This is a genomic window from Syntrophothermus sp. (genome assembly GCF_013314835.1).
Taxonomy (GTDB): domain Bacteria; phylum Bacillota; class Syntrophomonadia; order Syntrophomonadales; family Syntrophothermaceae; genus Syntrophothermus; species Syntrophothermus lipocalidus.
Genome location: NZ_JABUEX010000049.1, coordinates 1 through 16,312 on the forward strand (window position 1 = coordinate 1; position 16,312 = coordinate 16,312).

Below are 16,312 nucleotides of genomic sequence, written 5' to 3' on the forward strand. Positions count from 1 at the left end.
AGAAAACCGGGTATACATTTCTGGACTCAGGCAATGATGTGAATATAAATATAGTAACAAGGAGGAGCGGTAAGTATGTTCTTGGTTGCTGAGAGCGAGTTGGGTAAAGTGGATATCAGTAGAGAAGCCGTGGAGACAGTTGTAGGCCTGGCCACGGTCGATTGTTATGGCTTGGTGGGAATGGTTCCACGCAAGTGGGCAGATGGTGTCAGCGATATTCTGGGCCGCGAATCCGTGCGAAAAGGGGTTGAGGTCAAGGAAGAGGAAGAAGGGCTGATCGTGGATGTTTTCGTCGTAATCAGTTATGGGACTAAGATATCGGAGGTGGCCCTAAACATTATGCAGAAAATAAGGTACGTGATGCAGGAGGTTGCGGGGCTTAGGGTGGCAAGAGTCAACGTAAATGTTCAAAGTGTCAGGGTTATCAAGGAGTAGGGAGGATATTCATTTGAACCTAGAACGAATGAACGGGCAAGATCTAGCTAACATGCTGAAAGCCGGTTGTGCAAACCTTGAGTTACATAAAGAAAAAGTCAACGCTATGAACGTTTTTCCGGTACCTGATGGAGATACGGGAACCAACATGTATTTGACCCTGGTAGCTACCGTCAAAGAGGTAGAAAAGGAAAAGAGCACGTCAATAGGTACGGTAGCTCAAGCTATGGCCAGGGGTTCTCTGATGGGAGCTCGTGGCAATTCTGGGGTAATACTATCCCAGGTTTTCAGGGGGATGGCTAAGTATCTCGACGGTAAAGAAGAGATTACTTCATTGGAACTTGGTAGGGCTTTGCAGGCAGGCTGTGACACAGCCTATCGAGCGGTTATGAAACCGGTAGAAGGTACCATCCTTACTGTTGTTAAAGAAATAGCCCGGGCAGCGGTGACCGCGGCGGGGAGTGGGCTTGATATAATCGGAACCTTACAGGCAGGCCTTGATCAAGGGAGAAAAACACTAGCCAAGACCCCGCAGATGTTGCCGATTCTAAGGGAAGCCGGGGTAGTAGATGCTGGAGGGCAGGGGCTTTTATATTCTCTTGAGGGAGCCTTGAACGCATGGAACTTTTATGAAAGCGGGCAAGTAGTGGATGTAGCTAAAGAAACCGGCTATGTGCCTCAGGATGTACGGGAAGCAGGGAAGGTAGATCTCGAGTTTCGCTATTGTACTGAGGTGCTCATCCAGGGACAGAAACTCGACCAAGATGCTATCAGGGACAGGCTTTTAGGTATAGGGGATTCGCTTTTGGTGGTGGGGGATGATAGCCTGATAAAGGTGCATATTCATTCCAATCACCCGGGTAAAGTACTTGAGGCATGTATCGAATTTGGCAGCCTGCATGATATCAAGATTAATAACATGCAGGATGAAAGCGAGGAGCGCCAGCGTAACTTGACGGAGGAATCTAACATAATTCAGGATTCCTGGGCAGAACCAAAACGAAGGTTAGGAGTCGTGGCAGTAGCAGCAGGTACTGGCATAAATGAGATTTTTAAGAGCCTAGGGGTTGACCAGGTGGTCGAAGGAGGGCAGACCATGAACCCGAGTACGGAGGAGCTGGTTCGGGCCTGTGAAGCCGTTAATGCGGAGCAGGTAATCATTTTGCCTAATAACAGCAACGTAATCCTGGCGGCCGAACAAGCAAAATATCTGTGCCAGCGACGGATCGAAGTTGTTCCCACCAGAAGCATTACGGAAGGTATGGCAGCTCTTATCGCGTATGATGCTGAAGGTGATCCGGAAGGCGTGATTTCCGCTATGAAAGAAAGGATGGCCAGCATCAAGAGTGCGGAAATAACCTATGCGGTTCGGGATACGGTCATAAACGGGATTGACATGAAGGCAGGTAACATTATCGGGCTAGTTGATGGCGAGGTAAGAGTGGCAGGAGAAACCGTTGAGGCCGTAGTCTTGAACCTCCTCCGCGAGATAGTCGATCCTGATACCCATGAGCTGATTACCCTCATATACGGCGAACACGTTGCCGCCGAGGACGCGGAAGCGCTGAAGACGAAGGTTGGAGAGACTTTCCCTTTCTGTGAGGTTGATCTGCACTTTGGAGGCCAGCCTCATTACCACTACTTCATATCTGTCGAGTAGGGGTTTCAAGCCTCGGGACTTATATGGTGCCGGTTCGAGGAATTGACCATGGAGGTAGACCTGAGTTACTTAGAGAAATCTATTCGCTTTATTAAGGGTGTTGGACCAGGCCGCTTTGCTTCTTTACAGAGGTTGGGGATAGAGAGCGTCTGGGACATGCTGTGGCATGTTCCCAGACATTATTTTGACTGGGCTGCAGCCAAGGGCTTGGATCAGATTCGGGTGGGACAAGTGAATACCGTCAAAGGGATTGTTAAGAGCATCAGTTTGACCAAGTCAGCCCGGGGGACTGTTGTAGTGAAGGCTTGGCTGGAAGATGGGAACGCCGGGATCGTCGCCGTTTGGTTCAACCAAAGATACATCAAGCAAGTATTGCACCCTGGGATCCCTATTCTGGTAACAGGCAAGGTGAATATGATCCGGGGCAACCCAGAACTTTGGGTAAGTCAGTACGAGACTTTAAACAGCGGGAGTCCTGCCTATCGGGTTGGGATTGTGCCATTTTACCCTTCTACCGAGGGGTTGAACCAGAGGGTGTTACGTAGCATAGCTTACCAGGTGGTGCAGGAATATGCTGAAAAATATCCCGATATCATAGATCCGGTTGCTAGGAAAAGAATAGGATTGATCGATATTGAGTCTGCGATAAGAAACTTGCATTTCCCTAAAAATGTCCTAGACGTGGAACCGGCGCGGAGGCGGCTGGCTTTTGAAGAACTGCTCCTCTGGCAGTGGAACGTGAGACAGTTAAAGAATAGAGCGCGTGGTGAGTTGAAGGGACGGGGAGTAGCGCATCTTGGTGGTGATGAACTGGTTGAACAAGTGATATCTGCCTTGCCTTTTCAGCTGACTAAGGCCCAGCGTAGAGTGTTGGCAGAGATACGCGATGACCTAACTCGCCCCGACCCGATGAACAGGCTACTGCAGGGGGATGTAGGTTCGGGGAAAACTGTAGTAGCTGCTCTAGCCGCAGCTAAGATGGCCGGAGACGGTTATCAGATTGCTTTTATGGCTCCGACCGAGATACTGGCGGTTCAGCACTATAATTCCCTTCTGCGACTGGTGAGTCGCGTTCCCATAAGAGTGGCTTTGCTTACGGGCAAGACACCTTACAGCGAAAAGCGAAAGATCGTTGAAATGGCTAAAAGGCATGAACTCGACATCCTGGTAGGAACCCATGCGCTTATTACCGATACCGTGGAATTTGCTCGCTTGGGCCTGGTCGTGATCGATGAACAACAACGTTTTGGAGTGAAACAGAGGGCTTCCCTGGTAGGAAAAGGGAAGGGGTACCCCGACACTCTGGTTATGAGTGCTACTCCGATACCGCGCACCTTGGCTTTGGCCTTATGCGGGGACATGGACGTTTCTATCATCGATGAGATTCCTCCAGGGCGAAAGCGAGTCAGAACCGTCTTTATTACGGAAGCGGCGAAGAGCAAACTGTATCAATTTATCCGCCGCCAGGTTAATAAGGGACGGCAAGTTTACATTGTTTGTCCTCTGGTCGAAGAATCGGAGAAGCAAGACTTGTTGGCAGCTACAAGCTTGCAGCAAGAGCTTGCCAACTGCGTTTTTCCGGAGCTAAGGGTGGGTTTGTTACACGGGCGCATGAAGAGCCCAGAGAAAGAAGCAGTGGCCGAAAGGTTCCGGCAGGGTCTGATCGATATCCTGGTCACGACCAGCGTCATAGAGGTCGGAATAGATGTTGCCAACGCTACCGTGATGGTGGTGGAACACGCGGAGAGGTTCGGATTGGCTCAACTTCACCAGTTGCGAGGAAGGGTTGGACGGGGAGGAGACCAGTCTTACTGCATACTGGTCGGTGACCCTAAGACCGAGGAAGCGAGAGCGAGGCTGAAGCTCATGGAAACTACGAATGACGGGTTCGAAATAGCCCGGGCGGATCTTGAGATGAGGGGGCCGGGGGATTTTTGGGGCGTGCGGCAGCACGGACTGCCCCAGTTTCGAGTAGCTGATTTGGGGCGAGACACCCATCTTTTAGAGACGGTTCACCGGGAGATAGCTGCGGGATTGACTCTTAACGAGGACTTAGCAAAGGCTTTGTCACGCTTACACCGAATGGAAAATAAAGTCAACTATAACCAATAATTATTGTCGCAAAAATCTGCGTTAATCAGCGTCTAAAATATTGCAAAAAGCTCACCTTAAGGTGGGCTTTTATTTTCTTACCAGTATCGAAGGCGAAAAAATTACAAAACCTATGTGTTGGAGGTGTGAATATGGAGAAACAAAAGGATGAACTCCGGCGTCTTGAAGACGAAACATCGCGAATGGAAAAGGTTAAGTACGAGGTTTCCCAAGAAATCGGTATAAATCAAAAAAAGAAGAAGAGTCAGGCATCGGAAACTAAATAAGAAAAGAGATAAAAATAATACCAGTATATATGCAACGAGGGTCGAGAAAAATAAGACCACAAATGACAAGGAGGTGAAATAGAAATGCCGCGTAAGGGTACCAACAATCGTATCCTGGTTCCTCAAGCTAGGGCGGCCATGGACCAGTTTAAGCAGGAGTCAGCTACTGAACTCGGTGTTCCCTTAAATGCCGGTTACAACGGAGAACTGACCACCCGGCAAGCAGGGAGTATCGGGGGCCAGATGGTGAAGAAGATGATTTTGGCCTACGAAAACAATCTGGCCGGTGGAAATCAGGTTTCGCTAAATCAGGTACAGGATCTTCAGCAAACCAAGCAGCAGATTCAGCAGTCAGTACAAAACGCTGGACAACCTGGTCAAAGCTACTAATTAAGCTTTGCCACTATGTGCAGGCCTAAATATCCACCATTTCAACAAGCGGATAGTTGTCAAGAGACTGTCCGCTTGTTTGTTTTTCGACTTTTGGCCGCTAAGAAGTGTAGAAACCAAAGCTTTCCTTAGGAATGCCAGGGAAAAGAGCGTAACTTATACCGGTGGATACTATGCGGGCGGTGTTTTCGATTAAGTCATCGATTTCCTTGGGGGTAACAGTTAGACTCCCGCCAAAGTAAGACAAGACGGCACGAATGGAGTTGAGGCTGATTTCTTGGTTGAATATGGCCCCGGTATTCTGGCAATATCGTTGGATGGCTTGGTTGGCGATAGTGGCGGCGCTCACGACCGTAGGCACTCCTATAGCGATTACCGGGATTCCTAAGGTTTCATGATTAATCGGTTCTCGAGGGTTGCCGATTCCGGAACCCGGCTGGATGCCTGTGTTAGAGATTTGAATACTCGTGCCAATTCGTTCTGTGCTTTGGGCAGCCAAGGCATCTATGACTACTGCTAAGTCGCACTTGACATTTTGAACAATACCTTTGATTATTTCGACGGTTTCAATCCCGGTGGTGCCGAGAACACCGGGGGCTACGGCTGAAACGGGCCTCATTCCCGTAATCAAAGCCTCCGGAGCATATTTATGCAAGTGCCTGGTAACAGGTATATATTCCACGGTTTTAGGGCCTAAGGAGTCGGGCGTTGCCTTCCAATTACCCAATCCGATAATCAATACGTGGCTTTGGGGGCGTAAATGAGCAGACATTAGGGCGGTTAAGGCTTGAGCAACAGCCTGGCTGATCTCTTCTTGAACTTCAGGGTCTTTGAAGCGAAGGCGCTGTACCTCAATGGTCACGTAGGTTCCCATTGGTTTGCCCATTACCTGTTCGGCGTTTTTGTCTTTAATAGTAATGGTTGTAACTTTTCCGTTCGGAAGTTGCTGTACTCTTTCTTCTACTCCAGGAATTTCCCTGCCGGTTGCACCCCGTATGATATCGCGTGCTTCGAGTGCAAGGTCCACGCTGATTGAAAAAGCACGATAGAAATCTAAGTTCATCGATAGTTGCCTCCCTTCAGAGTATAGTCTGCCGCGTCTGCCACTAAATATTCATTCATGACAAAAAGTGGCGGCCACCTAGGCCGCCGTTCGTTTGGGGAGAGGAGAATTTTGTAAAGTTGTTGGGGAGGGTTTGTTTTACCAGGTGTCTGCCCTGGCATTAAGTATGATTTCCGGTTTAGGGACAAAACATACACGGTAAGAAAAAATTTTTTCTTATGCTATAATTCAGTTTAAAACGTGCCAAAAGAAGGTAAGAAGATGGTCAATGAAGAAGAATATTGGGGGAGTTGAGGGGTGCGAGTAATTTCGGGCACTGCTCGGGGCAAGAAACTAAAAGCTCCACCGGGGTTTATAACCCGCCCGCTTACGGATCGTATCAAAGAAGCCCTGTTCAATGTTTTGGGAGGGGAAATTGAAGACGCTAGGCTGTTAGATGTTTTTGCTGGAAGCGGGCAGGTTGGCATTGAAGCCCTGAGCCGTGGGGCCTCCTATGTCGTTTTTGTCGAAAAACACCCGGCCGCGATCAGGACGATTTATGCGAACCTTGACGGGTGTCGTTTTGCTTCCGGTTTTGAAGTATTAGGTATGGATGTTTTCAGAGCTTTGAGGATTCTGGTCGGGCGGGGAAAGGTTTTTGACGTTATATACGTGGACCCGCCGTTTGACCAGCCTGAGATATTTGTTCAAGTTCTTCAGGCTTTGGATAATAACCGTTTGTTAGCGGAAAGGGGGACGCTTGTAATCAGGGTACCTAGGAAACACGCTCTCCCTGAGCGACTTGCGTTTATTGCACAGTTTCGCATCGATGTTTACGGTGAGTCAGCCCTCATCTACTACAGGCAGCGGGAGAGAGAGGAGGAACTGTGATGGAGCTATGGGACATACTGGATGAAATGGAAGAAATAATCAAGTCGGCTATTCGCATTCCCTTTTCCGGTAAGGCAGTGATTGATGCTGATTTTCTCTTGGAGAAAATGGACCGGATCCGGGCCATATTGCCGGGAGAGCTGGAGGAGGCCAGAAGCCTGTTACAGGAGCAGCAGGAGATGTTTAATGAGGCTAATCGGGCTGCGCAGCAGATTATTGATGAAAGCAAGTACCAAGCGGCGCGGATAATTGAGCATAGCGAGATTACCAAACAAGCGGAGAGCGTGTCCAAAGAGATCATCACCAAAGCGGAAGAGCTGGCACGCGAAATCAAACTCGAGGCCAACCAATACGCTGACGAGCTCCTGACTTACATGGAAAGGGTTTTAAGAGAAGGGCTGAACAGCATCCAAAAAGGAAGATCGCAACTGAAAGAGCTTATCGATCAGGATCTTCGTTGAAAAGAGTCCTAACCAAAGGAAAAACCCTTCCTCTGTTGCCCTGTGAGGAAGGGTTTATGACACTTGGTTGGGAGTAAAACGTAGAACCTGCTGAGTTCTTAAGGCTTTAAGCAATGATTCAGTTCAGCCTTCCATCCAGTAAGTGACGGTAACAGTTGCATCCTGGTTCATCGGGTATGGCGGCTATCAACCCGTGGAGCAGGGTACGGAGTTTGTCGTTGTTTTGTTTGAACACTTCGATGACCTGCTCGTGAGTGACGGGTGCGATGTCGGGATTTCCTTCTAAGCCGACATCATAGTCGGTGATTAAGGAGATATTCACATAGCACATTCCGAGTTCTCGGGCTAACACACACTCAGGGTACTGGGTCATGTTGATAACTTCCCAGCCGTGACTGGAGAACCACTTGCTTTCCGCTCGGGTCGAAAACCGCGGGCCTTGAATGACCACGACCGTTCCCGTTTCGTGAACCGTGATACCGAGTTTTCTTGCTTCCCTTATCGCAAGTTCCCGTAGTTCGGGACAATATGGGTCCGCAGTCGAAATATGCGTGGTTATAGGACCATCATAGAAGGTGTCTTTCCGACCACGCGTGCGATCCACAAACTGGTCGCAGATCACGAAGTCTCCAGGTTTGATGTGAGGTTGAAGACTTCCCGCGGCACAGGGACCTATTACCCGGGTGACTCCCAGCTCTTTCATGGCCCAGAGGTTGGCCCGAAAATTAATCATGTGCGGTGGGAGTTGATGTTCCTTGCCGTGGCGAGGCAGGAATGCCACCCGTTTGCCACCGATGGTAGTCAAGGTTATTTTGTCGCTAGGAGCTCCAAACGGGGTATCGATCTTTATCTCTTCTACCCCTTCCATGCGGTAAAACCCGGATCCTCCAAAAACTCCGATATCAGCTCTTTTTTCCATATATTTCCCTCCCATAGGACTAATACGTGATCATCGTGAACACATCATAACCTGTTAGCTTGTCTCGCCCTTTCAGGAATGTGAGTTCAATCAGAAAGGCAAAGCCTTCTACTTTACCTCCGAGTTGCTCTACCAGCGACTTAGCCGCATTCGCCGTTCCACCCGTTGCCAAAAGGTCATCGACGATTAGAACCTTCTGCCCGGGAAGAATAGCATCGCGGTGCATCTCGACCGTCTCTTTTCCATACTCTAATTCATACGTCGCGCTGATGGTTTCGGCAGGTAGCTTGCCCATCTTGCGAACCGGAATCAGTCCTACCCCTAAGGCTGCAGCCAAGGGGGCTCCGAAGATATAGCCTCGGGACTCGATAGCCACTACCGCATCTATCCCCCGTTGCCGGTAACGTTCAACCAAAGTGTCAATGACTTCTTTAAAAGCTGGCCCGTCTTTCAACAAAGTGGTGATATCCTTAAAAATTACCCCTGGCGTTGGAAAGTCCGGAACATCCCGGATCTTTTTTCTCAAGTGATCGAACATGTTTACACTCCCTCCCCATTCTGGTATGGTCATCGCATCAGTACTTCTACGTCACAAACAGAAAGTCCTGCCGATAAAGACAATCTTCTTTACCTAACGTTGGCGGGAAACTGCATACTTAACCACACCTGACAAAAGGCAAGCCAACAATAATACGATACCTGCTGCCAACAAGGGGAAAAGATAAGCCCCTACCGACGGGTTATAGTGAACTGGGGACATCAATAGGCTGCGAGGAAAAACCTCGACCAGGCGTTTTGTCAAAATAACATGGTAGGCCACGTAGGTAAAAACAGAGGCTAGAAGCATTTGGAGGAGTCGGGAGCGCAGATAGAAAGAGAGCCGGATGGGCGTTCCAGAGACTATGCTCATGACCTGGGAAATGATGGATATGCCGCTCCAGGCCATAGCCGCACTGACTGCTACCAGCTGTTGCAAAAGGGAGGCTTCCGACGACGTGATGGATTTGGTTCCAAGCGTCATTTCGAACAGGCCGATGCTGAGACCATAGGCCAGTGAGTATGGAAGGTGCAAACCAACGGCCGCCTGTTGCAGGAACTTCGCGATAAGGTCGATAAAACCCAAAGCCTGCAGCATCCTGGTAATAACCGAGAACATAACGATAAACCCCCCAACGCCGACCACACTGGCTATGGCCTTGCGGATAGAGTCGCCCATAATTTTTCCGATGCTCGTATGACTGTTTTGACAAGCCCGCAACACTTGGAGTAAAGAAGCTTGTCGATCCTGGTTCTGAGGCCCGGGGGAGTTACTTTTTTCGCTGGAGTCACTGGCCATTCGTCCCCAGATGAAGCCTACGGTCAGATTTGCCAAGTAATGGCTGCCTGCCAGAATGTATCCCGCTTCGGGCAATCCAAACATTCCAACCGCGACTGTCCCTAAAATGAAAAGCGGGCTGGCGTTGTTGGTGAACGAAACTAGTCTTTCTGCTTCCTTGATATTGAGCAACTTTTCTTCCAGTAACCTGCGAGTGAGGAAGGCTCCAACCGGAAACCCAGAGGTGAATCCCATAACGATGACGAACGAGCTGGCACCCGGCAGGCGAAAGAACGGTCGGGTAATCGGTTCTAAAAGCCAACCCAACAAACGGACGAACCCAAACTGAACCAGCAATTCACTGGCAACGAAAAACGGAAACAGGGCCGGGAGCACCAGGCGAAACCAAAGATCTATTCCGTCGGCAGCGGACTTGATGGTAAGAGTTGGGTTGATTATCATAAAACCAGCTAGTAAAACAGTCACGATGATCCCAAACGGGACGTACCAGTAACTCAAAGGTTTAACACCTCACGAGACTCAGATTTCCGCAGAACCGCTTTGCTGACCAATCACTTGCCAAAAAAGTATGGTGCTGACCGCCTGCCGCGAACCTGACAAGTCGGTTGCCAAAAGTACCTGAAGGACTGGGATTGACTTTCGGTAGCCAAGCCGGTTAAGCTACGCGGGTTTAGGGAAGTTGCCTGAACGTGAACCTCTTAGAAATATATGAAGACGGAGGTGAGCTGAGAATATGACGGAGCAAGACTTGTCATGCGAAAAGAGCAGACCACGGGTGGGACTTGTGCTGGGAGCTGGGAGTGCAAGGGGATTGGCCCACATCGGGGTTTTGCAGGTCTTGAGAGAACACAGGATACCTTTCGATTTCATTGTGGGCAGCAGTATGGGAGCTTTAGTCGGGGCCGTTTTTGCAGCCGGGGCTGACCTTGATCTACTGGCCAAGTTAGCGGTCAACTTGAATGTCAACATGCTGCTCGATATTGGTGTTCCTCGAATGGGTTTCATCAATGGTAAGAAAGTACAGGAGTTTATTCATCTGCTAACCAAGGGGAAAAGCTTCGAAGAGCTCAGCTTACCTCTGGCGGTGGTAGCCACAGACATACTTACGGGCGAAAGCGTGGTTCTAAACCGGGGGGTGGTGAGCGAAGCGGTTCGAGCCAGTATAGCAATACCAGGGGTGTTTGTCCCGGTAGAATACGAAGGGAGGCTGTTGGTAGACGGAGCGGTTACAAGCCGGCTACCTATAGAAACAGCTCGCGACATGGGAGCAGAACGCGTTATCGCTGTAGACGTGAATTTTGCGGAAGCCGCGCAACCCCGGATAAGAAATGCTATTCACGTCATCTTGGCATCGATAGACCTTTTAGAGCGGCAGATTTTTACCGGGCTGGTCAAACCCCAAGCCGATATACTGGTTCAACCTAAGCTGGGACATATAAGTTCCAGCGGTTTTGACCGGGCCGAGGAGTGTATTCAAAGGGGCCGGGAAGCGGTGCTGGAAAGACTGGACGAGATAAAAAGGGCTGTAAATGTTTGAGGGTGGGGCGAAGCCTGAGCCGGGGCTACGCGGGAAGGTTACGTAGACGGGCAGCCTATCGTATGCGAATCGGAGACACGGTGTAGTCCCGACCTCCCTGGCGCTGGGCTTCTGCGAAAAACAAAGAGTATATATCGGTGGCCAGCACATCGAGATCAAACATATCACGGGCCACCGGGTGTGATTGTGGAGAAAGTAATTTATTTACTGTTTTTACTCTATTTATTAATAAAATTCTACATTTACTTTTTATTTTAAGAAGGATTTTTTGTCCAGATGGAGAAAGACCTAAAAGACGTAAGTAAGCCGGGCCCGTTTCATCGAAGCTTGCTGCTCTGGTTTTAGTCAGGTTGAACAGCACATATAGCAGGATGCGGTTAATGCGGGTAAGGTTATAACGCTTGGTCTTGACAAGGTTTTTCAGGTGTATCAGGCTGTTTGATTGGCGAGCAGCTTTTTTGATGCGGTGCTCCAATCCTTCTGTAATGTCATGGATGGCAGCTAGCTCCGAAGCCGTCATGCGTCTTAGGAGGGCTAAGAGAACAGGTTCGAGGTGTTTTTCTTGAACCGGGCCTTTTCCTTGGTCGATCTCGCGTAAAAGGATTTCATGGCTTGGGGATGGCAAGTAGGGTTTTACCAGCTTATCCCAATTAGGGTCAGAAAAAGCGCCGCGGATGGCGGTAGCGCTGGCGTACGAAGTGAGGCTGGTGTCATGATATCCCGAACCGACACGCGGGATCAGGACAGGAACGATAGAGCTTTTAGTCTCTCGTAAGGCTCGCAAGTACTCTATGGCCAGTATGTTGTTGGGTCCCATCATGGTAGTTAGAACCTGGTTGGGATCTAAGGTTCGGGTATGGTAACTTAAATAAGAGGAAACAGCTGAGGCTCGGGCTAAAGGATAGTTGTGGCCTTGGTCAAGCAAGGCTTTCAGGCGGGTTCGGAATTCCTCCGGTTCTTCTGAGAGTATGAATGCGATTTGCTGCAATAGCGGTAAGTCCGGAGTTTCCGCTCCAAAACATATATGGGTAACCACCCCTGTCCGGTCTAGGGTTTGTACCGCTCCCAGGGCAAAGTTGTATGCGCTGCGGACCGCGAAACAGAAAGGTAATTCGAACACGAGGTCAGCTCCGCATCGTAAAGCCATTTCAGCACGAGCCCATTTATCGATTATAGCTGGCTCTCCTCTTTGTACGAAATTTCCACTCATGACACATACTACTGCTTCGGCTCCGGTTGCCATGCGGGCTTGTTCGAGATGGTAGAGGTGCCCGTTATGGAAAGGGTTGTATTCTGCTACAATCCCTACGATTGACAAGGGTATCCTCCTTTTCGGCGGAACCAATCGGTTCCTGGTTTGTGGTTGTTATTACCAGGATAACAGGGTCGTGATACACCTGCAAATCCTGAGTTCAAGGATTATTACGCGTTACCATGTGATAATCTTAACAAGTCTCCGGTTGAGAGCGGTTTTGGGCTGGGGTTCCGGCTATCTATAAAAACAAGTATAAGAAAATAAAGGAGGAAGAGCGATGAATCTTTTGGATCAAATCAAAGAGAAGGCAAAAGCTAAGGCCAAGACTATCGTGTTGCCCGAAGGGACGGAAGAGAGGACTCTCAGAGCAGTGCCCATTCTAATCAAAGAAAAGATAGCGAATCCGATCCTGTTGGGTGACCCGAAAGCAGTCAAAGGGCTAGCTGACAGCCTGGGGGTAGACCTCAGCGGAGCCGAGATTATCAATCCGGCAGAAGCTCCTTTCTTCAAGGACTTTGTGCAGGACTTTTACGAGATGAGAAAAGACAAAGGCATGACCCCGGAAAAGGCTGAAACCCTGATGGCTGATCCCCTGTACTTTGGATCTATGATGGTTAAGTCAGGCAAGGCCGATGGCGAAGTAGCTGGAGCAGAGAACACGACTGGCGATGTTCTGAGACCGGCTCTCCAGATAATCAAGACTGCTCCTGGAATATCTTCGGTGTCTGGAGCCTTCATAATGATCGTACCTAACTGTGAGTTCGGAGATAACGGGGTCTTTGTTTTTGCCGACTGTGCGGTTACTCCCAACCCGACCGCAGAACAGATGGCAGAGTTTGCTGCTGCCTCGGTTAGCACTGCGGTTAATCTCTGTGGGATAAAAGAACCTAAGATAGGCATGTTGTCTTTCTCTACCAAGGGTAGCGCCAGCCATGAACTGGTCGACAAGGTAGCAAAAGCTACTGAAATTGCCAAAACCAGGTTCCCAGACCTGCAAGTGGATGGGGAGTTCCAGGCCGACGCGGCGCTGGTTCCCAAGGTTGGTGCTTCCAAAGCTCCAGGGAGCCCGGTAGCGGGGTACTGTAACATTTTGATCTTCCCTGATCTCCAGGCCGGCAACATAGGCTACAAACTGGTACAGAGGCTGGCAAAAGCAGAGGCTATTGGCCCGATACTCCAGGGTATTGCCAAACCGGTGAACGACCTGTCTCGGGGATGTAGCGTCGAGGATATCGTCAACGTAGTGGCAATGACTGCTGTGCGGGCATAACATCCCATCCCGCAAGGAGGAGTTGAGGGGGTGGGCATTAGCTAGTTTTTAATAACTAGGTAGATACTTATTTAAGAGGAGAATTTTGTTAGGGAGGTTTGAGTAATGAAGGTATTGGTTGTAAACTGCGGGAGCTCATCGATCAAGTATCAACTACTCGATATGACCGATGAGTCGGTCCTGGCCAAGGGGTTGTTGGACCGGGTAGGAATTCCGGGGACAGTTCTCAAACACGAGCCTGTGGGTAAGGACGAGGTAGTCATAAAGAAAGACCTGCCAGACCATACCGAAGGCATGAAACTCGTGCTGGAGGTTCTCGTACATCCCGAGTATGGGGTCATCAAGAACATGGATGAAATCGGGGCTGTGGGCCACCGGGTAGTTCACGGGGGCGAGGCTTTCGCCTATTCAGTTGTTATCGATGACCGCGTGAAACAAGCAATCCGGGAGTGCTTCGATATCGCTCCCCTTCACAATCCGCCAAATATGATGGGAATCGAAGCCTGTCAAGCGTTGATGCCAAATGTAAAGCACGTGGCTGTATTTGATACCGCTTTCCACCAGACCATGCCGGCCAAGAACTACATGTACGCTTTGCCTTACGAGCTTTATGAAAAGTATAAGGTAAGAAGGTACGGGTTCCACGGGACCTCTCATTTCTATGTTTCTCACCGTGCTGCCGATTTGCTGGGCAAGCCTTACGAGCAGTGCAAGATCATTACCTTGCACTTGGGCAATGGAGCCAGCATGGCCGCGATCATGGACGGTAAAGTCATCGACACTTCTATGGGGTTCACCCCGCTGGAAGGTCTGGTAATGGGAACCAGGTGCGGGGACATTGACCCGGCCATAGTGTTCTTTATCATGGAGAAGCTTAACCTTTCTACCACAGAAGTAAACAACTACCTCAACAAGAAGTCAGGTATGTTAGGACTCTCCGGCGTGTCAAACGATTTGAGAGACATCCAGGAAGCGGCGGCTGCCGGCAACGAAAAGGCTCAGTTGGCACTCGATGTGTACTACACTAGGGTTAAGAGCTACATCGGAAATTACATTGCTCAACTGAACGGGTGTGACTGTTTGGTGTTTACTGCCGGTGTCGGGGAAAATGGCATAGATATGCGCGAAAACATCTGTAAGGACCTGGATTACCTTGGCATTAAGCTGGATCCAGAAAAGAACAAAGTTAGAGGTAAAGAGGTAGACGTGGCAGCCGACGACTCCAAGGTCAGGATCTTCGTCATTCCGACCAATGAGGAACTGGTCATCGCCCGCGACACTTACCAGCTTGCTAAGTAGGCAGTTCGGTAGCAGTATAACCATGATGTGGATGAAGCCGGGTCTTTGACGCCCGGCTTTCATCTGTTTTTCTACTCGTGTAACACGGTAGTTGCTAAGACCCCGTGGCAGGCTTTCGAGCGGTACGGAAATCGTCGCAATAAGAACCGATTTCTCGATGCAGCATAGACTATATTGAGTACAGTTATCGAAGGGAGGCTTGCCAGATGTACAAACCTTTGAGGTGCCCCTCTTATGAGGACGTTGCTTGTCAGGAAACTGACAAGGCCTTACAAGAAGCAATTCGGGGTGAAGCTGCAGCTATCAAGTTTTATACGTATCTTATCGAACTAACCCCTGACCAAGTTCAAAGAGATTTGATATTCGGCATAAGAGAAGACGAAAAAAGGCACTTGAACAATTTCCAGGCCGTGTACTGTCGGTTAACTGGGTGTACCTATAGCTACCCTGAACCGGACGTTGACCAGCCCGCGAGCTACTGTCAAGGCCTGGCGAAAGCGTTTAACGATGAACAGGAGGCTTACGAGTTCTATAAGGCGAACTATTTTTGTAATAAACGACACTTAGTTAAGAAAGCTTTTCTTGATGCTCTCCTTGACGAAGCTGAGCATGCCAGGTGGTTTAACAACCTCCTCATCAGGAATGGTTGTTTCCAAGACCCGTAGCCAGTACCAGTAGGAGTGGAGTTACCACCAGGGGGCGGTGACCGGTTAGCAGGCGGTTGTAAGCATGAGGCGGGAACGGTTCTGGTTCTATTAAAGAGTAGGGGACCGTTTCCGCTTTTTGTTTGATCTGCGTTTGATCTGCGGCTGCGAGCCTGCTGTTGAGAAAACAATATCACAGATCAATAACATCAGCGACGGAAGGCGGTTGAGTTTGAGCATTCTACACGGTATAATTTGACAAACGAAGCAGCGATAACCCAAATAAGTAGTGGTAATTATGACCTTATTCGAAGAAGACAGGCAAAACTCAGATATTCTCTACGAAGATCTTTGCTTTGATGCCCAGCAGGCAGTTGAAAAGTCCCTTAAAGCCTCCAGTCGCCTTTCGAAGTGGGGCACGGCGTCGCGCAGCTGCCGGGCTAAGCCGTCGATGAAGTCGTACTGGCTACCTCGCGCTGCCAGGTTCGCTGTAGGTCAGTGCGAATACCGTATCGGTCAGCCAGCGACGGAACGACTCATTGTCGCTGAACTGCTTAAACAGCTCGGTGTCATCCCGAAGTAGCGCGGTCATCACCCGAACGAGGGCCTTGTCGTGCTCGATACGTGCGTTCTGTTTGTCGGAATACTTGCGTGCGTTCTGGTAGGCGGTGTCGGCCGCTACGCGTGCAGGAATCTCCTCGGTGATCAGTTTGCGCACCCGATCGGCGTCGGTCCAGGGAATGTTGCCGAACTGATCGTTAAAAGCCTTGATGATGTTCGAGAGACGGTCGAGCT

Annotated in this window: 15 protein-coding genes and 2 pseudogenes; 11 read left to right on the plus strand and 6 right to left on the minus strand. The window is 49.7% G+C overall.

Annotation, left to right across the window (positions count from 1 at the left end; translation table 11 throughout):
* Positions 1-75: 75 nt before the first annotated feature.
* The 5 genes and pseudogenes from HPY90_RS12235 to HPY90_RS12255 all read left to right on the plus strand — a co-directional run.
* Positions 76-435 (plus strand): Asp23/Gls24 family envelope stress response protein, encoded by a 360-nt coding sequence (locus HPY90_RS12235; RefSeq protein ID WP_013175071.1) that lies wholly within the window; start codon positions 76-78, stop codon positions 433-435.
* A gap of 13 nt (positions 436-448) precedes the next feature.
* On the plus strand, positions 449-2,095 hold the full coding sequence (locus tag HPY90_RS12240; protein WP_287194853.1) for a DAK2 domain-containing protein: 1,647 nt from the start codon (positions 449-451) through the stop codon (positions 2,093-2,095).
* Positions 2,096-2,143: 48 nt separating this feature from the next.
* Positions 2,144-4,207 (plus strand): ATP-dependent DNA helicase RecG, encoded by a 2,064-nt coding sequence (gene recG, locus HPY90_RS12245; protein ID WP_287194854.1) that lies wholly within the window; start codon positions 2,144-2,146, stop codon positions 4,205-4,207.
* A gap of 131 nt (positions 4,208-4,338) precedes the next feature.
* Complete coding sequence (locus tag HPY90_RS12250; protein WP_013175074.1) at positions 4,339-4,473, plus strand: small, acid-soluble spore protein, alpha/beta type; 135 nt, start codon at positions 4,339-4,341, stop codon at positions 4,471-4,473.
* Between the two features lie 84 nt (positions 4,474-4,557).
* Positions 4,558-4,755 (plus strand): annotated as a pseudogene (locus tag HPY90_RS12255) (alpha/beta-type small acid-soluble spore protein); the annotation flags it as partial.
* A 208-nt stretch (positions 4,756-4,963) separates the two neighbouring features.
* On the opposite strand, the gene gpr reads toward HPY90_RS12255, so the two are convergent.
* Entirely contained in the window at positions 4,964-5,926 is a 963-nt protein-coding gene (gene gpr, locus HPY90_RS12260; RefSeq protein WP_287194857.1) for a GPR endopeptidase, read from the minus strand.
* A 297-nt stretch (positions 5,927-6,223) separates the two neighbouring features.
* On the opposite strand from gpr, the gene rsmD reads away from it, so the two are divergent.
* Complete coding sequence (rsmD, locus tag HPY90_RS12265; RefSeq protein WP_013175077.1) at positions 6,224-6,796, plus strand: 16S rRNA (guanine(966)-N(2))-methyltransferase RsmD; 573 nt, start codon at positions 6,224-6,226, stop codon at positions 6,794-6,796.
* Positions 6,796-7,257, plus strand: a complete 462-nt coding sequence (locus HPY90_RS12270; RefSeq protein WP_013175078.1) for an ATP synthase subunit B family protein — start codon at positions 6,796-6,798, stop codon at positions 7,255-7,257. The genes rsmD and HPY90_RS12270 overlap by 1 nt, the downstream gene beginning before the upstream one ends.
* A 118-nt stretch (positions 7,258-7,375) precedes the next feature.
* On the opposite strand, the gene HPY90_RS12275 is transcribed toward HPY90_RS12270, so the two are convergent.
* From HPY90_RS12275 to spoVV, 3 genes are all read right to left on the minus strand, one after another.
* Positions 7,376-8,176 (minus strand): S-methyl-5'-thioadenosine phosphorylase, encoded by an 801-nt coding sequence (locus HPY90_RS12275; protein ID WP_013175079.1) that lies wholly within the window; start codon positions 8,174-8,176, stop codon positions 7,376-7,378.
* 19 nt (positions 8,177-8,195) lie between these two features.
* Positions 8,196-8,714 (minus strand): adenine phosphoribosyltransferase, encoded by a 519-nt coding sequence (locus HPY90_RS12280; RefSeq protein ID WP_287194860.1) that lies wholly within the window; start codon positions 8,712-8,714, stop codon positions 8,196-8,198.
* A 93-nt stretch (positions 8,715-8,807) separates the two neighbouring features.
* Complete coding sequence (gene spoVV / locus HPY90_RS12285) at positions 8,808-10,010, minus strand: dipicolinic acid transporter SpoVV (RefSeq protein WP_287194862.1); 1,203 nt, start codon at positions 10,008-10,010, stop codon at positions 8,808-8,810.
* Between the two features lie 235 nt (positions 10,011-10,245).
* Between spoVV and HPY90_RS12290 the strand changes: the two genes are divergently transcribed.
* A complete protein-coding gene (locus HPY90_RS12290) occupies positions 10,246-11,049 on the plus strand; it encodes a patatin-like phospholipase family protein (protein WP_013175082.1) in 804 nt (267 codons plus the stop codon).
* Positions 11,050-11,104: 55 nt separating this feature from the next.
* Here the strand turns inward: HPY90_RS12290 and HPY90_RS12295 are convergent, their stop codons facing one another.
* Complete coding sequence (locus HPY90_RS12295; protein ID WP_287194864.1) at positions 11,105-12,367, minus strand: nucleotidyltransferase; 1,263 nt, start codon at positions 12,365-12,367, stop codon at positions 11,105-11,107.
* Between the two features lie 214 nt (positions 12,368-12,581).
* Between HPY90_RS12295 and pta the strand changes: the two genes are divergently transcribed.
* The 3 genes from pta to HPY90_RS12310 all read left to right on the plus strand — a co-directional run bounded on the left by pta (position 12,582) and on the right by HPY90_RS12310 (position 15,538).
* On the plus strand, positions 12,582-13,574 hold the full coding sequence (pta, locus tag HPY90_RS12300; RefSeq protein WP_013175084.1) for a phosphate acetyltransferase: 993 nt from the start codon (positions 12,582-12,584) through the stop codon (positions 13,572-13,574).
* A 105-nt stretch (positions 13,575-13,679) separates the two neighbouring features.
* On the plus strand, positions 13,680-14,873 hold the full coding sequence (locus HPY90_RS12305) for an acetate/propionate family kinase (RefSeq protein ID WP_287194867.1): 1,194 nt from the start codon (positions 13,680-13,682) through the stop codon (positions 14,871-14,873).
* A gap of 206 nt (positions 14,874-15,079) precedes the next feature.
* On the plus strand, positions 15,080-15,538 hold the full coding sequence (locus HPY90_RS12310) for a rubrerythrin (RefSeq protein ID WP_013175086.1): 459 nt from the start codon (positions 15,080-15,082) through the stop codon (positions 15,536-15,538).
* A gap of 445 nt (positions 15,539-15,983) precedes the next feature.
* On the opposite strand, the pseudogene HPY90_RS12315 reads toward HPY90_RS12310, so the two are convergent.
* Positions 15,984-16,312, minus strand: a pseudogene (locus HPY90_RS12315) (type I restriction endonuclease subunit R); the annotation flags it as partial.

Excerpts from the sequence above, each read along its gene's own strand:
- HPY90_RS12235 (WP_013175071.1), top strand. The coding sequence starts at position 76 with ATGTTCTTGGTTGCTGAGAGCGAGTTGGGTAAAGTGGATATCAGTAGA.
- recG (WP_287194854.1), top strand. The coding sequence starts at position 2,144 with ATGGAGGTAGACCTGAGTTACTTAGAGAAATCTATTCGCTTTATTAAG.
- HPY90_RS12250 (WP_013175074.1), top strand. The coding sequence starts at position 4,339 with ATGGAGAAACAAAAGGATGAACTCCGGCGTCTTGAAGACGAAACATCG.
- gpr (WP_287194857.1), bottom strand. The coding sequence starts at position 5,926 with ATGAACTTAGATTTCTATCGTGCTTTTTCAATCAGCGTGGACCTTGCA.
- HPY90_RS12270 (WP_013175078.1), top strand. The coding sequence starts at position 6,796 with ATGGAGCTATGGGACATACTGGATGAAATGGAAGAAATAATCAAGTCG.
- HPY90_RS12275 (WP_013175079.1), bottom strand. The coding sequence starts at position 8,176 with ATGGAAAAAAGAGCTGATATCGGAGTTTTTGGAGGATCCGGGTTTTAC.
- HPY90_RS12280 (WP_287194860.1), bottom strand. The coding sequence starts at position 8,714 with ATGTTCGATCACTTGAGAAAAAAGATCCGGGATGTTCCGGACTTTCCA.
- HPY90_RS12290 (WP_013175082.1), top strand. The coding sequence starts at position 10,246 with ATGACGGAGCAAGACTTGTCATGCGAAAAGAGCAGACCACGGGTGGGA.
- pta (WP_013175084.1), top strand. The coding sequence starts at position 12,582 with ATGAATCTTTTGGATCAAATCAAAGAGAAGGCAAAAGCTAAGGCCAAG.
- HPY90_RS12305 (WP_287194867.1), top strand. The coding sequence starts at position 13,680 with ATGAAGGTATTGGTTGTAAACTGCGGGAGCTCATCGATCAAGTATCAA.
- HPY90_RS12310 (WP_013175086.1), top strand. The coding sequence starts at position 15,080 with ATGTACAAACCTTTGAGGTGCCCCTCTTATGAGGACGTTGCTTGTCAG.